The organism is Kineococcus lubricus (assembly GCF_050871965.1).
Taxonomy (GTDB): Bacteria; Actinomycetota; Actinomycetes; order Actinomycetales; family Kineococcaceae; genus Kineococcus.
The window spans coordinates 31450-47778 of record NZ_JBJLSK010000005.1 but is presented as its reverse complement, the minus strand read 5'-3'; the positions used below and the strand labels follow the sequence as shown (position 1 = coordinate 47778).

13 protein-coding genes are annotated in these 16329 nt (G+C 73.1%); 8 read left to right on the top strand and 5 right to left on the bottom strand.

What is annotated here, in order from left to right:
* Positions 1 to 33: 33 nt before the first annotated feature.
* Together ACRYRX_RS05000 and serS are read right to left on the bottom strand one after the other, a co-directional pair.
* Positions 34 to 849 (bottom strand): HAD family hydrolase, encoded by an 816-nt coding sequence (locus ACRYRX_RS05000; protein ID WP_432510721.1) that lies wholly within the window; start codon positions 847 to 849, stop codon positions 34 to 36.
* 60 nt (positions 850 to 909) lie between these two features.
* Positions 910 to 2184, bottom strand: a complete 1275-nt coding sequence (gene serS, locus ACRYRX_RS04995) for a serine--tRNA ligase (protein WP_432510720.1) — start codon at positions 2182 to 2184, stop codon at positions 910 to 912.
* Positions 2185 to 2367: 183 nt separating this feature from the next.
* Here serS and ACRYRX_RS04990 point away from each other — a divergent pair, with 183 nt between their 5' ends.
* Positions 2368 to 3468: a diacylglycerol/lipid kinase family protein gene (locus ACRYRX_RS04990; RefSeq protein ID WP_432510719.1), complete on the top strand. Its 1101-nt coding sequence runs from the start codon at positions 2368 to 2370 to the stop codon at positions 3466 to 3468.
* A gap of 10 nt (positions 3469 to 3478) precedes the next feature.
* Here the strand turns inward: ACRYRX_RS04990 and pheA are convergent, their stop codons facing one another.
* From pheA to ACRYRX_RS04975, 3 genes are read right to left on the bottom strand one after another with little or no spacing between them, the layout of a single operon-like run.
* Positions 3479 to 4423, bottom strand: a complete 945-nt coding sequence (gene pheA / locus ACRYRX_RS04985; RefSeq protein ID WP_432510718.1) for a prephenate dehydratase — start codon at positions 4421 to 4423, stop codon at positions 3479 to 3481.
* A gap of 39 nt (positions 4424 to 4462) precedes the next feature.
* Complete coding sequence (locus ACRYRX_RS04980) at positions 4463 to 4768, bottom strand: WhiB family transcriptional regulator (protein ID WP_432510717.1); 306 nt, start codon at positions 4766 to 4768, stop codon at positions 4463 to 4465.
* A gap of 54 nt (positions 4769 to 4822) precedes the next feature.
* Positions 4823 to 6070 carry a glycosyltransferase 87 family protein gene (locus tag ACRYRX_RS04975; protein ID WP_432510716.1) on the bottom strand — a complete coding sequence of 416 codons (1248 nt, stop codon included), beginning with the start codon at positions 6068 to 6070 and terminating at the stop codon, positions 4823 to 4825.
* A gap of 60 nt (positions 6071 to 6130) precedes the next feature.
* Here ACRYRX_RS04975 and ACRYRX_RS04970 point away from each other — a divergent pair, with 60 nt between their 5' ends.
* The 7 genes from ACRYRX_RS04970 to ACRYRX_RS04940 all read left to right on the top strand — a co-directional run bounded on the left by ACRYRX_RS04970 (position 6131) and on the right by ACRYRX_RS04940 (position 15554).
* Positions 6131 to 8416: a hypothetical protein gene (locus ACRYRX_RS04970; protein WP_432510715.1), complete on the top strand. Its 2286-nt coding sequence runs from the start codon at positions 6131 to 6133 to the stop codon at positions 8414 to 8416.
* Positions 8417 to 8483: 67 nt separating this feature from the next.
* Positions 8484 to 9416, top strand: a complete 933-nt coding sequence (locus tag ACRYRX_RS04965; protein ID WP_432510714.1) for a metal ABC transporter solute-binding protein, Zn/Mn family — start codon at positions 8484 to 8486, stop codon at positions 9414 to 9416.
* Complete coding sequence (locus ACRYRX_RS04960) at positions 9413 to 10216, top strand: metal ABC transporter ATP-binding protein (protein ID WP_432510713.1); 804 nt, start codon at positions 9413 to 9415, stop codon at positions 10214 to 10216. The genes ACRYRX_RS04965 and ACRYRX_RS04960 overlap by 4 nt, the downstream gene beginning before the upstream one ends.
* The gene (locus ACRYRX_RS04955) at positions 10213 to 11094 is read left to right on the top strand and encodes a metal ABC transporter permease (RefSeq protein ID WP_432510712.1); all 882 of its coding nucleotides are present in this window, start codon (positions 10213 to 10215) and stop codon (positions 11092 to 11094) included. Before ACRYRX_RS04960 ends, ACRYRX_RS04955 begins: the two co-directional genes overlap by 4 nt.
* A gap of 335 nt (positions 11095 to 11429) precedes the next feature.
* Entirely contained in the window at positions 11430 to 12062 is a 633-nt protein-coding gene (locus ACRYRX_RS04950; protein ID WP_432510711.1) for an FMN-dependent NADH-azoreductase, read from the top strand.
* 140 nt (positions 12063 to 12202) lie between these two features.
* The gene (locus ACRYRX_RS04945) at positions 12203 to 12976 is read left to right on the top strand and encodes a DUF3626 domain-containing protein (protein WP_432510871.1); all 774 of its coding nucleotides are present in this window, start codon (positions 12203 to 12205) and stop codon (positions 12974 to 12976) included.
* A 694-nt stretch (positions 12977 to 13670) separates the two neighbouring features.
* On the top strand, positions 13671 to 15554 hold the full coding sequence (locus ACRYRX_RS04940) for a type IV secretory system conjugative DNA transfer family protein (RefSeq protein ID WP_432510710.1): 1884 nt from the start codon (positions 13671 to 13673) through the stop codon (positions 15552 to 15554).
* The last annotated feature ends 775 nt before the right edge of the window (positions 15555 to 16329 follow it).

Below are 16329 nucleotides of genomic sequence, written 5' to 3'. Positions count from 1 at the left end.
TCGCACCCCGGGCGGCGGGCACCGCCGGGGCGCTCACCGCTCGGCGGCGGCGACGGCCTCCAGGACCTGCGCCAGCCCGTCCTCGCCGACGGTCCCGGTGACGTCGTCGGCGGCGGCCTTGACCTCCTCGGGCGCGTTGCCCATGGCGACGCCGCGACCGGCCCACCGGAGCATCTCGATGTCGTTGCGGCCGTCGCCGACGGCCAGGGTGCGGCCCCGGGCGACGTCGAGCCGCATCCGCACCTCCTCCAGCGCGCTGGCCTTGGTGACGCCGTCGGGGGCCAGGTCGAGCCACGCGGTCCAGCCCACGGAGTAGGCCACGCCGTGCAGGCCGACCTCGTCGACGAGGCGGGAGAACTCCGCCGAGGTGTGCTCGGGGCTGCGGATGATGACGCGCATGACGGGTTCGGAGAACAACTCGTCGAACGGCACGACGGTCATCTCGCCGGTGAGCTCGCCCTCGGGGAACGGGGCGGTCAGCTTGTACCCGCGGCCGAGGACCTCGACGGCGAACAACCCCGTCGGCAGGTGCTCGCGCAGCAGCTCCGCGACCCCCGACGGGTCGAAGGTGTGCAGCGAGACGACGCGGTACCCCTCGGGTTCGGCCGGGTCGAGCTGGACCGTCACCGCCCCGTTGGAGCACACCGCGAAACCGTGGTGCAGGTCGAGCCGCTGCAGGACCGGCAGCGTGCCGTGCAGCGAACGCCCGGTCGCCACGACGACGTGCGCACCGGCGTCGTCGACGCGCCGCACGGCGTCGCGGACGCGGTCGGACATCGACTCGTCCAGGTCGACCACGGTCCCGTCGACGTCGAGCGCGACCAGCACGCCCTGAAGGCCCCCACTCACGCTCGGCACCCTACGGGGTGACCGGGGCACCGGGCCCGCCGGCACCGCAGCGGCACCCGATCAGCCGACCGGCGTGAGGACGTCCAGGCCGAGGAAGGGGCGCAGCGCGGCGGGGACCCGCACCGAGCCGTCGGGCTGCTGGTGGTTCTCCAGGATCGCCACGATCCAGCGGGTGGTCGCCAGGGTGCCGTTCAGCGTCGCGACCGGGCGCGTCCCCGACCCCTCCTCCAGGCGCTCGCGCACCCCGAGGCGGCGGGCCTGGAACGTGGTGCAGTTCGAGGTGGAGGTGAGTTCGCGGTAGGCGCCCTGCGAGGGGACCCACGCCTCGCAGTCGAACTTGCGGGCGGCCGAGGTGCCCAGATCGCCTGCGGCGGTGTCGATGACCCGGTACGGGACCTCGATCGCGGCGAGCACCTCCTTCTCCAGCGCCAGCAGCCGCCGGTGCTCGGCGGCGGCGTCCTCGGCGCGGCAGTACGAGAACATCTCCACCTTGTGGAACTGGTGGACGCGGATGATGCCGCGGGTGTCCTTGCCGTAGGAGCCGGCCTCGCGGCGGTAGCACGCCGACCAGCCCGCGTACCGCTTCGGCCCGGCGGTCAGGTCGAGGATCTCGTCGGCGTGGTACCCGGCGAGCGCGACCTCGCTGGTCCCGGTGAGGTAGAGGTCGTCCTCCTCGAGGTGGTACACCTCGGCGGCGTGGGCGCCCAGGAACCCGGTGCCCGCCATGACCTCCGGCTTCACCAGAGTCGGGGTGATCATCGGGGTGAAGCCGTTCTCGACGGCCTTGGCGACGGCCAGGTTCAGCAGCGCCAGTTCCAGGCGCGCCCCCACCCCGGTGAGGAAGTAGAACCGCGACCCCGAGACCTTCGCCCCGCGCTCGGTGTCGATCGCGCCGAGCAGCTCGCCGAGTTCGAGGTGGTCGCGCCAGGCGTCCAGGCCCTCGGGCAGCTGCGGCGGGGCGCCGACCTCCTCGACGACGACGTAGTCGTCCTCGCCGCCGGGCGGCACGCCGTCCTCGACGACGTTGGGGATGGCGCGCAGGGCGGTGTCGAACTCGGCGCCGACGGCGACGGAGGCGGCCTCGGCGGCCTTGACCCGCTCGGCCAGTTCCTTGACGCCGGCGAGGAGCTTCTGCTTCTCCTCGCCCTTGGCGGCGGCGACCTCCTTGCCGCGGGACTTCTGCTCGGCGCGCAGCTGCTCGAACTCGGCGATGGCGGCGCGGCGGCGCGCGTCGAGGTCCAGCACCCGGTCGACGGCGGCCTCGTCCTCGCCGCGGGCCCGCTGGCTGGCGCGGACGACGTCCGGTTCGTCCCGAAGGAGTCGCAGGTCGATCACGGCACGACACTAACCGGTCGTCCCCGCCCCTCCGACCCGATTCCCCCCGGCCCCACCCGCTCGGCGATCAAGGACACCCGCGTGGTTCCCACACCGCTGTCCTTGATCGCCGAGCAGGTGTCCTTGATCGCCGAGGGTGGCGGGGAGGCGGGGGTGGGGGTGGGGGGCCGGTAGCTTGACCGGATGACGCCGGGCGGACTCCTCGACACCGGCCTGCTCGCCGTCGTCCTCGCGCTGCTGTGCGTCGTGACCCTGGCGCTGCTGGCGCGCGAGCGCCGCGAGACCCGCCGGCTGCGGACGCAGCAGGTCCCGCTGACGTCCCCGCACTCCGACCCCGGCCGGCAGCGGCGGGCGGCGATCGTGGTGAACCCGTCGAAGTTCACCGGCCTGGACGAGAACGCGCTGCGGCGGCGGCAGGCGTACGTGGCCGCGGTGTTCCGCTCGCACGGCTGGGACGACCCGCTGTGGCTGGAGACGACGCCGACCGAACCCGGGCAGCGGCAGGCGCGGGAGGCGGTGGACCGCGGCGTGGAGGTCGTGGTCGCGGCCGGTGGGGACGGCACGGTGCGGGCCGTGGGCGAGGGCCTGGCGGGCACGTCGACGCCGATGGCGCTGCTGCCGGCGGGGACGGCGAACCTGCTGGCGCGCAACCTGGACGTGCCGCACACGGACCTGGCGGCGGCGCTGGACCTGGTGTTCTCCGCGCAGGACCAGCGGGTCGACGTGGGCTGGCTGGAGGTCGACCGCAGCGGCCGGGACGCCGAGCCGGAGCGGCACCTGTTCCTGGTGATGGCGGGGCTGGGGTTCGACGCGGCGATGATGGCCGGGGTCGAGGACCGGCTGAAGGCGCGGCTGGGGTACGGGGCGTACGTGGTCTCGGGGGCCCGGGCGCTGTGGGGGCCGCAGGCGAAGGTGCAGATCGCGGTGGACGGCGGGGCGCCGGCGGTGTCGCGGACGCGGGCGGTCATCGTGGGCAACTGCGGCAAGCTCACCCGGCAGCTGGTGCTGATGCCGGACGCCGAGATCGACGACGGGTTCCTGGACGCGGTGGTGCTGTCCCCGCGCGGCGGGATCGGGTGGGGCGAGGTGGCGTGGGCGATCGCGACGCGGGACCGGCGCGGTCAGCGGCGGGTGCAGCACCTGCGCGGGAGGCGCTTCGAGGTGCGGTGCGGCGAGCCGCAGGAGGTGGAGCTGGACGGGGACCCGATCGGGCCGGCCCGCCGGATCACCCTGTCCGTGGAGCCGGGGGTGCTGCTGGTGCGGTGCCCGCCGCTGCACCCCTGAGGGCGCGGCCTCAGGAGGCGGCCCCGGCGCGCAGCCGGTCGAGCCAGTCCTGGGCGTCGGCGAAGTCGGCTTCGGTGGGGCCGGAGCCGGTGATGGTGCGGCCGCCGTCGGCGCGCGGGTAGCTGCCGACGAAGCGGACGCGCTCGCACACGCGGTGCAGCCCCATGAGGGCCTCCCCGACGCGGGCGTCGGTGACGTGGCCGTCGCAGTCGATGGAGAAGCAGTACCGGCCCAGGGCGTCGCCGGAGGGGCGCGACTCGATGCGCGTGAGGTTGATGCCGCGGGTGACGAACTGCTCCAGGGCCTCGACGAGCGCGCCGGGGCGCTCCTCGCGCAGGAACACGACGAGGGACGTCTTGTCGTCGCCGGTGGCGGCGGGCACGGCCTCGGCGCCGGGCCGGGACAGCAGGACGAACCGGGTCTGGGCGCCCTCGCGGTCCTCGATCCGCTCGGCGAGGACGTCCAGGCCGTGCCGGGCGGCGGCGAAGGGTGCGCAGATGGCGCCCTCGAACCCGGCGGGTTCGCCGCCGGCGAGCTCGTCGGCCAGGGACTGCGCGGAGGCGGCGGTGGAGGTCGCGGGCACGTAGGAGGCGCCGGGCAGGTTGGCGTGCAGCCAGCGCCGCACCTGCGCGTAGGCGTGCGAGTGGGTGCTGACGCGGGTGACGTCCTCCAGCCGCACCCCGGGCCGGGCGGCGAGCACGAAGGTGACGGGGATGACGACCTCGGCGACGACGACCAGCGGGTCCCCGACGGCGAGGCCGTCGAGGGTGGCGGGGACGCCGCCTTCGACGGAGTTCTCGATGGGCACGCACCCGACGTCGGCCGCTCCGGTGCGCACGGCGTCGATGGTGGCGTCGACGCTGGGCATCGCGACCGCCGGGGCGTCCCCGGTGATGGTCCGCAGGGCGGCTTCGGAGAAGGTCCCGACCGGACCGAAGAACGCGTAGCGCAGCACGGTCAGGAACAGTAGCCCCGGCGGTCGGGCCCTCGGCGGTCAGCCCGCCTTGCGCAGCTTGCGCTTGTCGGTGCGCTCGGCCCAGATGGCGTCGCGCTGGTCCTCGGTCAGCCCGCCCCAGACCCCGTAGTTCTCCCGGTGCGTCAGGACGTGCTGGCGGCACTGCCGCAGCACGGGACACTCGGCGCAGATCGCCAGGGCCGCGGCGTCGCGGTGCTGGCGGGCTGCGCCCCGTTCGAGTTCGGGGTGGAAGAAGAGCTCGGAGTCGGCGTCCCGGCAGGCGCCGGAGAGCTGCCACTCCCACGCCTCGACCGTGGGACGAAGGCCCTTGCTCGTCTCGCTCACTGTTGCCCCCCTCGGTTGGTCACGTGGAACTGTCTTGCCCTGAGGGGGAAAAATCTAAACGCTATGCGACCGATCCGTCACTAGCTGTGATTGCCGGGGGGTGTGTCGCGCCACCAGCCGCCACATCACCACTATCGACGCACACGCCCACCACAGGTTCCCGTTCTGCACGAACCGCGCCACCGCCACCGGCACGCTGCGCTCGGCGAGGAGGTTCGCCCCCCACCACGGCCACGCCACCCACAGCAGCAGCAACCCCACGATCGCCGCCACCACGCGGGCCCGCACCCGAGCGTCACCCACGAGCGCACCCAGCACCACGACCCCCCACAGGTAGTGGTGCAGCCACGACACCGGCGAGACCAGCAGCGCGACCACCCCGCACGCCGCGACCTCCCCCACCAGGTCCCCCCGCCGGTGCAGCGCCCGCGCCAGCGCGAAGCCCGCGACCGCGGCGGCCAGCGCCAGCACCCCCCACACCAGCGTCGTCGCCCCGTCCGACAGGTACAGCCGCAGCACGAACCCGCGCAGCGACTGGTTGGACGAGCCCGCGTTCGGGCCGAGCCGGTCGGAGTTCAGCAGCGCCGACGTCCAGAACTCCAGCGACCCCTCCGGGGCCACCAGGAACGTCGCGACCGTCACCCCGGCCGCGGCCAGCACCGCGTTGCGCAGCTCCCGCCACTGCCGGGTGACCGCCAGGTGCACGAGGAAGACCCCCGGCGTCAGCTTGATCGCGACCGCGACGCCGATGAGCGACCCCCGCGGCCAGCGGACCGTGAACCGCCCCACCCGCAGCCCCTCGGACCCCCTCACCAGGTCCAGCAGGCACAGCGTCACGAGGACCGCGTTGACCTGGCCGAAGCGGATGTTCTCCCCCACCGGCGAGATCCACGCGCACGCCGCGACGACGAGGCCGTGGGCCAGGCCGGAGAAGCGGCCCGCGCGGGCCAGCAGCGGCCCGAAGGCCAGCCCGACGATCACGTGGAGCAGCAGGAGCTGGAACGCCGTCCACACCCAGCCCGCGACCGTCCACGGCAGCAGCGCCAGCGGGATCGACAGGACCGCCGAGAACGTCGGGTACGTGAACGGCAGGAGCTGCGGGACCTCGGTCTCGAACGCGTACACCGGCCGCCCCAGCAGCAGCGACCGCCCGGCCTCCCGGTACACCTCCAGGTCGACCTGCCACTGGTCGTCCGGGTAGGCGACGAGGTAGCGGTGCACGATCGGCGCGACGGCCACCAGCAGCACCACCACCCCCAGCCACCGCCACGCAGCAGTCCGTGAGGTCCCCTGGCTCAGCACCCCCCGATCCTCCCCCAGCGGCACACAGGTCCCGACCACCACCGCCCCTAGCCTGTGACGGTGCCCCACCCCAGCGCGTCCTCCCCGCCCGCCCACGCCCTGCGGCGGGTGACCGTCCTGGCGGCCGTCGCGACCGTCGCGGGCGTGCTCCTCGGGATCGGAGCCGGGGTCGGGCCCGCGCGGGCCGCGACGACGACCGCGGAGCGCGCCCCCCTGGTCGTCGTCGGGTTCTCCGGCGTCCGCTGGAGCGACGTCTCGCAGGAGGCGACCCCCGCGCTGGCCTCCATGACGTCCGGTGCGATCGGCACCGTCGCCGTCCGCAGCGTCTTCACCGCCGCCTGCCCCGCCGACGGCTGGCTCGGCCTGTCCGCCGGCCGGCGCGCCACCGACTTCGACGGCACGTCCGCGCAGCACGTCGGCGCGGCCTGCGCGCCGATCGCCGACCCCGCCGGCGGGGTCCAGCCCGACTTCGCGGAGTACCGGCGGATCGCCGAGGGCGACACGTTCAGCGCCGTCCCCGGCACCCTCGGGCAGGCCCTCGCCGACGCCGGCACCCGGACGCTGGCCGTCGGTCCCGGGGCCGCCGTCGCGCTCGCCGAGGAGGACGGCTCGGTCGGCAGCTACGTCGACCCCTCCGCCGGGACCGGCCTCGACGCGGGCGAGCACGTCCCCGACCTGCTGCGGCCGCAGGCCACCGGCGGCTACGTGCAGGACGCGCTGGAGACCGGCACGCAGGTCGTCGTCGTCGACGCGGGCACCGTCCGCGACCCCGACGACCTGCCCGCGCAGGAGACGCCGCCCGCGACCTCCCGCGCCGAGCAGGTCGCCGCCGTCGACGCGGTCGTCGCGGCCGTCCAGCGGGCGGTCGCCGACTCCACCGGCGCCGACGCCACCACGCTGCTCGCCGTCTCCCTCGCCGACGCCGGCCGGACCGCCCACCTGCAGTTCGGCGCCGCCACCGGCCCGCAGCCGGGGGGCGGCGGCTACGAGGGCTTCCTCGGTTCCCGCTCCACCCGGCAGACCGCGATCGTCCAGACCACCGACCTCACCCCCACCGTCCTGGCCCTGGCCCTCGGCTCCGACCACGGAACCCCCGGGCTGGTCGGCGCACCTGTGACCAGCACCGACGCCGACACCGGCGCCGCCGCGCGGGAGCTGAAGGTCCGCGACCTCGACGCCGCCGCCCAGGCCGTCCAGCCCCTCGTCGGGCCGTTCTTCACCGTGTGGGGCGCCTCGCAGATCGTCCTGTACGCCGTCGCGACCCTCGCGCTGCGCAAGGCGTGGGGCGGCCCGGCCGGCCGCCGCCGCGTCCTGGCCTGGCTGCGCGCGGTGACCGTCGTGTTCGGCGCCGTGTGCGCCTCCACCTTCCTGGCCAACACGATCCCCTGGTGGCGCTACGGCGACACCAGCGGCGACCACCTGCTCGCCGTGACCGGGGCCGTGGCGCTGTACGTCGCCGTCATCACCGCGCTGGCGCTGCTCGGCCCGTGGCGCCGCGCCGCGCTGGGCCCCCTGGGGTTCGTCGGGTTCGTCACCGCCGCCGTCCTGGCCGTGGACTGCGCCACCGGCTCCCGGCTCATCACCTCCAGCCTCAACGGCCTGCAACCGGTCGTCGCGGGCCGCTTCTACGGCCTGGGCAACCAGCAGTTCGCCCTGTTCGCCACCGGGGCGCTGCTGTTCACGATCGCCGTCGCCGACCGGCTGGTGCGCGGGCGCCGCCGCCGGGCCGCCGTCGTGGTCGTGGCCGTCGCCGGACTGCTCGCCACCTACGTCGACGGCGTCCTGGGCTCGGACTTCGGCGGCCCGCCGGCGATCCTGCCCGCGTTCGGGCTGCTGGCCCTGGTGGTGGCCGGGGTGCGGATCACCTGGCGGCGGGTCCTGCTCATCGGCGGCGCGACGGTCCTGGCGCTCGCGGCGATCTCCGTGGCGGACTGGATGCGGCCCGTCGACGACCAGACGCACCTGGGCCGGTTCGTGCAGACCCTCCTCGACGGCGGGGCGTGGCAGGTCGTGGAGCGCAAGGCCGCGCAGAACCTGCGGATCCTGTACGGCAACTGGCTGCTGAGCCTGGTCCTGGCGCTGGCGGCGGTGTTCATCGCGTTCGTGCTGGCCCGCCCGAGGGTGCTGGGCGTCTCGGTGCTCGAACGGGCCTACGAGCGGCACCCGGTGCTGCGGCCGGGGCTGGCCTGCCTGCTGGTGCTGCTGGCGGTGGGGTTCGCCGTGAACGACTCGGGGGCGGCGGTGCCGGCGGTGGGGGCGATGCTCGCGGTGCCGCTGCTCATCGCCTGCGTCACCCGGGTGCTCGACGAGGCGCCGGAGACGGCGGGTGAGCCGGCGCGGGTGTGAGGCGGGGGCGGTGGTTCGCCGGGGTTACAGTTGTTGCGAACCGTTCCCATCGTCAGGAAGCCGTCGCATGCTGTCGCGCCGTTCGTCCCTCGCCCTCGCCACCGCCCTGACCGCCGCCCTCACCCTCGGCGCCTGCGGCGGCGACGACACCGGCGCGGGGGCCGCCACGGCGGGCGCCACGGCCACCGGCGACGGCCTGAGCGTCGTCGCCTCCACGAACGTCTACGGCTCCGTCGCGCAGTCCATCGCGGGCGACGCCGCCACCGTCACCTCGATCATCGACGACCCCAGCGCCGACCCGCACAGCTACGAGGCCAGCACCCGCACCCAGCTGGAGCTGTCGCGGGCCACCGTCGTCATCGAGAACGGCGGCGGGTACGACGACTTCGTCGACACCATGCTCGACAGCGCCGGCTCGGACGCCACCGTCCTGAACGCCGTGGAGATCTCCGGCAGGACGGCCGCCGCGGGCGAGGAGCTCAACGAGCACGTCTGGTACGACGTCGAGACCGTCCGGAAGGTCGCGCAGCAGCTCGAGGCGACCCTCGCGCAGGCCGCGCCCGACGACGCCCCGGCCTTCGCGGAGAACCTGAAGACCTTCGAGGCCGGCCTCGACACCCTCCAGCAGAAGGTCGACGCCGACCGGGCCACCACGCAGGGCCGGCCCGTCGCGATCACCGAACCCGTCCCCGGGTACCTGCTCGACGCCCTCGGCACGACGAACCGGACCCCCGAGGAGTTCTCCGAGGCGATCGAGGAGGAGAGCGACGTCCCCGTCGACGTCCTCCAGCAGACCCTGGCACTGTTCACCCAGCAGCAGGTCCGCGCGCTCGTGTACAACGCGCAGACCACCAGCCCGCAGACCGAGCAGGTGCTGCAGGCGGCGAAGGAGGCCGGGATCGCCGCGGTGCCGGTGACCGAGACGCTCCCCGAGGGTGAGGACTACACGACGTGGATGACGGGGAACGTCGACGCGATCACGGCGGCGTTGAGCGCGTGACCCCCGCGCTGCGCCTGGCGGGCGCCTCGCTGGCCTACGGCGACCGGCGGCTGTGGTCCGGCCTCGACCTCGACGTCGCGCCCGGCGAGTTCATCGCCGTCCTCGGCGCCAACGGCGCCGGCAAGTCCAGCCTCCTGAAGGTCCTCCTCGGCCAGCAGCCCCTCGAACGCGGCACCGTCGAGGTCGGCGGGCGCCCCGTCCAGCGCGGCAGCCGCCGCATCGGGTACGTCCCGCAGCAGAAGGGCCTGGACCCCGACACCCCGCTGCGCGCCCGCGACTTCGTCCGCCTCGGCCTCGACGGCCACCGGTGGGGGCCGCTGCTGCCCTCGCGCCGCGCCCGGCGCGCGGTCGACCGCGTCCTGGACGCGGTGGGGGCCACGGCCTACGCCGACGCCCCCGTCGGGCGCCTGTCCGGCGGTGAGCAGCAGCGGCTGCGGGTCGCGCAGAGCATCGTCGGGGACCCCGACGTCGTCCTGGCCGACGAACCGCTGCTGTCCCTGGACCTGCACCACGCGGCGTCGGTCAGCGCGCTGCTGCACGAGTCCCGCGTCCGCACCGGCGCCGCGGTGGTCTTCGTGACGCACGACGTGAACCCCGTCCTGCCCTACGCCGACCGGGTCCTGTACCTCGCCGCCGGGCGGTTCCGCGTCGGCACGCCCGACGAGGTGATGAACTCCAGGACGCTCAGCGACCTGTACGGCTCCCCCGTCGAGGTGCTCCGGTCCAACGGCCGGCTGCTCGTCGCCGGCGGGGCGGCCCCCAGCGACCACCCGCACGCGCACGAACAGGAAGCCTCGTGAACATCTCCTGGGAGAAGGTCTTCGACTTCTCCGACTACGGCGCCCTGCTGGCGCTGGTCCACAACTCCCTGTACGCCGGGGCGCTGCTGGGGCTGATCGGCGGACTCGTCGGCGTGTTCATCGTCGCCCGCGACCTGCCGTTCGCCGTGCACGGCACCGCGGAGCTGAGCTTCGCCGGGGCCGCGTTCGCGCTGCTCATCGGCGCCGACGTCGTCGCCGGGTCGCTGGTGGGGTCGGTCCTGGCCGCGGGGCTGTTCGGCGTCCTGGGCAACCGGGCCCGTGAGCACAACTCCGCGATCGGCGTCCTCATGCCGTTCGGCCTCGGCCTCGGGGTGCTGTTCCTGGCCCTGTACGAGGGGCGCGCGGCCAACAAGTTCGGGCTGCTGACCGGTCAGATCGTCGCCGTCGACAACCCGCAGCTGGTCTCCCTGGCGGTGCTGTCCCTCGTCGTGCTGGTCGCGCTGGTCGTCATGTGGCGGCCGCTGCTGTTCGCGAGCCTGGACCCCGACGTCGCCGCCGCGCGCGGCGTGCCGGTGCGCATCCTGTCGCCGGCGTTCATGCTGGTCCTCGGCCTGGCCGTCGCGATGAGCGTGCAGATCGTCGGTGCGCTGCTCGTGCTGGCGCTGCTGGTGACCCCCGCCGCCGCCGCGACGCGGGTGAGTTCCTCCCCGTTCGTCGTGCCGCTGCTGTCGGTGGGTTTCGCGCTGACGGCGATGGTCGGCGGGATGCTGCTGGCGATCGGCTCGTCGGTGCCGATCAGCCCGTACGTGACGACGGTGTCGTTCACGATCTACCTCGTGTGCCGCCTCGTCGCCCGCCTGCGGCGCCCCGCGGACCGGCCCGAACCGGCCCGGCCGGTCGTGGCCGAGGTCGCCTGACCCGTCCCCGCGCCCGGCGGCGGGCCACCGCGGCGCCCTGCCCGAGCGCGACCAGGGTGAACGCCCCCGCGACCACCCGGTCCAGGACCCCGCCACCGCGCAGCGCCAGGCTCCACCAGGCGAGGGCGAGCGCCGCCCACGCCAGGACCCACCAGCGGTCCAGGACACCCCCGGGGGCGTCGGCGCGCCGGCGCGCGGCGGGTCGGGGGTCCACAGCCCCGAGCCTGGACCGGGTGGCCCGCACGGCGCCTCGCCCGCCCGGCGCGAGCCGCGTCCGTCGATGGTCGCGGTCCCGCCCGGACCCCCGCCCCGATCCCCGCCAGTAGCCTCGGCCCATGCCGCACCTGTTGCACCTGGACTCCTCCGCCGACCTCGCGACGTCGCGGTCGCGGGCCATCACCGCCGCCTTCGCGCAGGCCTGGACCGCCCGCGGGGACGACTTCACCGTCACCCACCGCGACCTGCACCGCGACCCGCTGCCGCACTTCGCGACGAACGAGCAGCACTGGCCCGCCGCCGACCGGCTCCCGGGGGCGCAGGTGCCCGCCGAGCAGGACGAGCTGACGGCGCGGATCCACGCCGAGCTGCTCGCCGCGGACGTCCTGCTGGTGGGGGCGCCGCTGTACAACTACACGGTCCCCTCGACGCTGAAGGTGTGGCTGGACCACGTCCACATCCCCGGGGCCCTGGCCGGGGCGGGGACGCAGCCGCTGGCGGGCCGGCCCGCCGTCGTCGTCAGCTCGCGCGGCGCCACGTACGACGCGGGGTCCGAGACGGAGGGCTGGGACCACGGCGTCCCGGTGCTGCGGATCGTCTTGGGCAACTCCCTGGGGATGGACGTGCACGTCGTGCAGACCAGCGCGACCCTGGCCGACCGGCTGCCGGAACTGGCGGAGCTGAAGGACCGCGGGGTGACGGAGTTCGAGGCGGCGAAGGCGGCGGCGCGCGAGCTCGGCGCGACGCTCTGATCCCGGGCGGGCGCGGGACGCGGGGCCCGGCGGGTCCCGCGTCCCGCGCCGGGACCGGCCCGACGGCGACGCCCGCCGAGCGAGCCCTCGACCACGTCGCGCGGCGCGCCCGCGGCGGGCCCGTCGACCCCACCTGGCGGATCACCGTGCACTTCCACCCCGACCGGCTCACCGCCGCCGGCGTCCCGGTCCTGCGGGCCGTGACCGCCGACGGGCGCTACCGCACCCAGTTCGAGACCGGCACCAGCGGCGGCGGGCTGACCGCCCACCCCGGCGGGGACCGCTGGCGCTGGGAGTCGCGCCTGTTCGCCGGCGCGTACGACACCGCACCCGCCGAGGCCCGCCCCGTGTACGGCTCCCTGAACCACCGCCACCGCCCCACCGGGGGCTCACCCCGCTTCGGCTCCGCGCACCTGAGGCTGGCCGCGCCGGTGCTGGCGCGCTCGACCTCCTGCTACCCCGACAGCGTCTTCGAGCCCGTCCACGTCGGCACCGCCGAGCACGTGAGCCTGACCGACCTCGCCGACGCCGACGCGGCCTCCGGTGAGCGCGACCCCCTCGACGACTACGTCGAGGCCCACGTGCACGGCGGGGTCCGGTTGGAGAGCGACGTCGAAGCACTGGTGCTGGACCCCTGCCACCGCGGCAGCTTCGTCGAGACCGACGCCCGCCTGCTCACCGAACGCTTCGGCGTGCCCGTGGAGTGGCACCCGGGTTTCGCCACGACCACCGACGTCGTCGCCCGGCACCCCGGCTACCGCGGCCCGGACGTCGTGCAGGCCGCCGCCCGCATCGCCGTCGACGGGATCCTGACCCCGCGGATCATCGGCGACGCCGCCCGCGCCGGTGCCGAGGACGAGCAGGTCCTCAAACGCGTCTGGCACTGCACCGCCCGCTTCGGCTCGCGCGCCTGACCGGCCCGGCGGTCACGACGTCGGCCGCGTGGTCATCACGTGTTCAGTGCGCGACCACGGACACGCGGCGGCGCGGCACGTCGATGACCAGGTGGTCGAGTTCCCCACCTGGGCTGACCTCTTGACCAGCGACAAGAGGTACTCGAGGACCTGACCACTGCGATGGCCACGACGGGAGCGGCAGGGGCGCTTCCCTCACCCAGCTCGAGAGAATCTCGGTCTTGTCGTCCAAGATCGCCGACTCGAGCGACACACTGATCCGAGGACCCTCAGACCTGGCCACGAACTTGTGATGGCCGAGGCCTGGCCAGGATCGCGTCTGGGCATGGCGCTCGACTCGTGCCCGTCTGGTTCACAGCACGAGGAGGCCGGGAGGCAAAGGATCTTCACACGTTTGCCCCAACCTCTCCCACGGGCTGTTCATGTCCCCTACGCTCTGTACCTCCAGGTGAACAAAGGCGTTCGGTGGGGGTCTGTTCGGAGGACGCGATCACCATCTCCCCGAGTCGCCCGACCACATGCCGCAGGGTGACCAGGGGGATCACGGATGGCACAGCAGTGGGGGCCGGCCGCAGGCCAACCGACGCAACCTGCGCCTCCCAGGGGCACTGGCCCCTCTGGATGCGCGCTGGCTTTCTTCAGTGTCTGGGCAGTAGGCGGGCTACTGTACTTCTTCACTGCGCTGGGTCTACAGATGCCCGCCCTGGCAATCTTCGTCCTCTTCATCGGCGTCGCGCCCCCGGGCATCTACTTCATCGTCCTAGCGACCAAGCCAGGGCGCGAACGCACCGAACAACAGGTCCGCCAGGACGTCGCGGCCAAGCAACACCGAGCCTGGCTCGCGACTCGCCCCGACAGCGTCGCCGCAAAAGCGCAGGACCCGCACGCGGCAGCGATGAGCCTGACCGCATCCCAGGGGGGTGGGATCTACCTCGGCCTGACCCCCGACCGTCGGGAATGGTCCACCGCGGCCCGAGAACAGGCGGTCCTCGTGTTGGGCCCACCTCGCTCAGGGAAGACCAGCGGGCTCATCATCCCGGCCATCCTGTCCACCTCCGGGCCCGCCGTGGTGACCTCCACAAAACTCGACGTCCTCAACGCGACCAAGTTGGCTCGTGGACGCATGGGGCGCATCTGGGTGTTCGACCCGACCCAGTCGTACCCGATCCCCGAAGGGGCGACCGCGCTGCACTGGAGCCCAGTGGCCAGCGCCGATACGTGGGACGGTGCCCGAGCCATCGCCGACGCCATGGTTGACGCCTCGCAGGCTGGTGTCGGGGTGGAGAATGCTTCGCACTGGACCGAGTCGGCCAAGACGCTGCTAGCCCCGATGCTGCGGGCAGCTCACCTGTCCGATCTCCCCATCACCATGGTTCGACGGTGGTTGTCTCAACCTGATGACTTCCGGGATAAGATCACCACTGTTCTCGACGAACACGGCCAGGAGTCCGCCGCGGACGACCTCACCGCCATCTTGAAATCGACCGAAGAACGCGAGCGTAGTTCCATCTGCAGCACCACCCGCATGGTCTTGAACGCTTACGGCTCGGATGCGGTGGCGGCAGTCAGCCAAGTGCAGAACTTCAAGGCGGACGAGTTCGCAGCCTCTTGCGACACGATCTACATCGTGGCTCCGTCGGACGCGCAGAACATGGCCGCGCCGTTGGTCGTCGGCCTCCTCGAGGAGATTCGGCACGCCACATACCGCGCCAACGCCACCGCGGACCTCCACCGGCAGCCACGTCCGCCGATGCTCTGGGCTCTGGACGAGGTCGCCAACATCGCCCCCATCAAGAAACTGCCCAACATCGTCTCCGAGAGCGGTGGCCAAGGCTTGCAGGTCATGGCGTGCTTCCAAGACCTGTCGCAAGCCCGCGTCCGATGGAAGGAAGCCGCGGACGGATTCCTCACCCTTTTCGGAACCAAGGTGGTGTTTCCGGGCATCGGTGACGTGAAAACGCTCGACGCGCTGTCCACGCTTGCGGGTGACTGGGACCGGCCTTACGTCGTCTACAACTCCACCAGCGGCCGCAGCACCAGTTTCGGCCTCCCACTAGGCGGCACCATCGGATCCAACACCTCCCAGTCAACCACGCACAGCGTCCAGCGCGAACGCCAGCTGACCGCTGCAACCTTGGCCAACATCCCTGCCGGGAACGCTTTGACCCTCCGCAGCGGTCACTGGGGACTGATCAAGTGCACGCCCTACTACCGGGACTCACCCTGGAAGAGCATTTCATCCGGCGAGTTCCTGGAGCGCGCCCAGGCGGCCATCGACGAGCCCATCGCTGTCACGCCGACCCGCCGCGCAGTCGTCGATCCCTATCTCACTCACTACAGCTCCACGCCGAAGAGACCGAAACTGAGTCAGCCCAGATTCCCGGGGCTACGCAAGCTGTTCGGCGGGGGGAGCACGAGTGGCGCCTGGAACTTCTCCGCTACAAAGCCGCCGGCCGCCGCATCTGCGCGCGAAATCGATCTCCGTGCAGCCGACGAACTCACAGACGTGCGGGCCGACGAGGAACACAGCGACAGCACGTCCATCGATCACCGCGACGGACGGGTCGACGAGCCGTGAGCGAAGAAGATCAGCAACGTCGAGCCCGGTCGTCGACCGGCCCTCGGATCCGCGTCCCGATTTCTTTCCGAGGAACGCGCAGTCGCAGAGCCCGTCTCGTTGCGGGAGTTCTCGCACGCATCGGAGCATCAGGTGCCCTGATGCTGGCCCCAGCGCCAGGTCCTGCGACCCAGCAATTGCCGACCTCAGCCGCGCCCCTGCCCCAGGCCCGCATCGAACAACTGGAACACACACGCAGGATCAAAGAGTGCGCCGTCCAGCAGGCACCGAGAGCGGGACAGTACGCCTTCCGGGCCGCATCGACGAGGGACTTCTCCATCAATCCACGAGACGCTGCACGAACGACACCCAGATCACCCTCCGACACGGTCGAAGAAGGACTCCGCAAGGTCCGAGACGCACTCAATCAAGGAACCAAGCCGTCTCGCAACAAGGCCAAGCCTGGCTACAAGACGCCAGGCAGCCCTTCCGATTCGCGTCCTCCGATCAAGGGACGCGCCAAAGGGCTGACTCGACGAGGAAGCCGCAGCCTACGGCAGAGCAAGGCCAGGATGGCCAAGAAGAAGGCGCAGAGCAGGAGAACCTACGAACGGAACCTCGTCAACGTCGCGGCGAGAAGTCGCCGAGCACGGGCGAACCAAGTGGATGCACCCAGTCGCGCGATCGCAGGCCAGGCCCGCGATGGGAAGGGCCCGGCGAACCGGCAAGACAATGGCGCACGCTTGGAGGGCGGGTACCGCAGGCCGGAGTACCGCGCGGCTAGCTATGTCGGACC

Excerpts from the sequence above, each read along its gene's own strand:
- ACRYRX_RS04990 (WP_432510719.1), top strand. The coding sequence starts at position 2,368 with ATGACGCCGGGCGGACTCCTCGACACCGGCCTGCTCGCCGTCGTCCTC.
- ACRYRX_RS04965 (WP_432510714.1), top strand. The coding sequence starts at position 8,484 with ATGCTGTCGCGCCGTTCGTCCCTCGCCCTCGCCACCGCCCTGACCGCC.
- ACRYRX_RS04950 (WP_432510711.1), top strand. The coding sequence starts at position 11,430 with ATGCCGCACCTGTTGCACCTGGACTCCTCCGCCGACCTCGCGACGTCG.
- ACRYRX_RS04940 (WP_432510710.1), top strand. The coding sequence starts at position 13,671 with ATGCCCGCCCTGGCAATCTTCGTCCTCTTCATCGGCGTCGCGCCCCCG.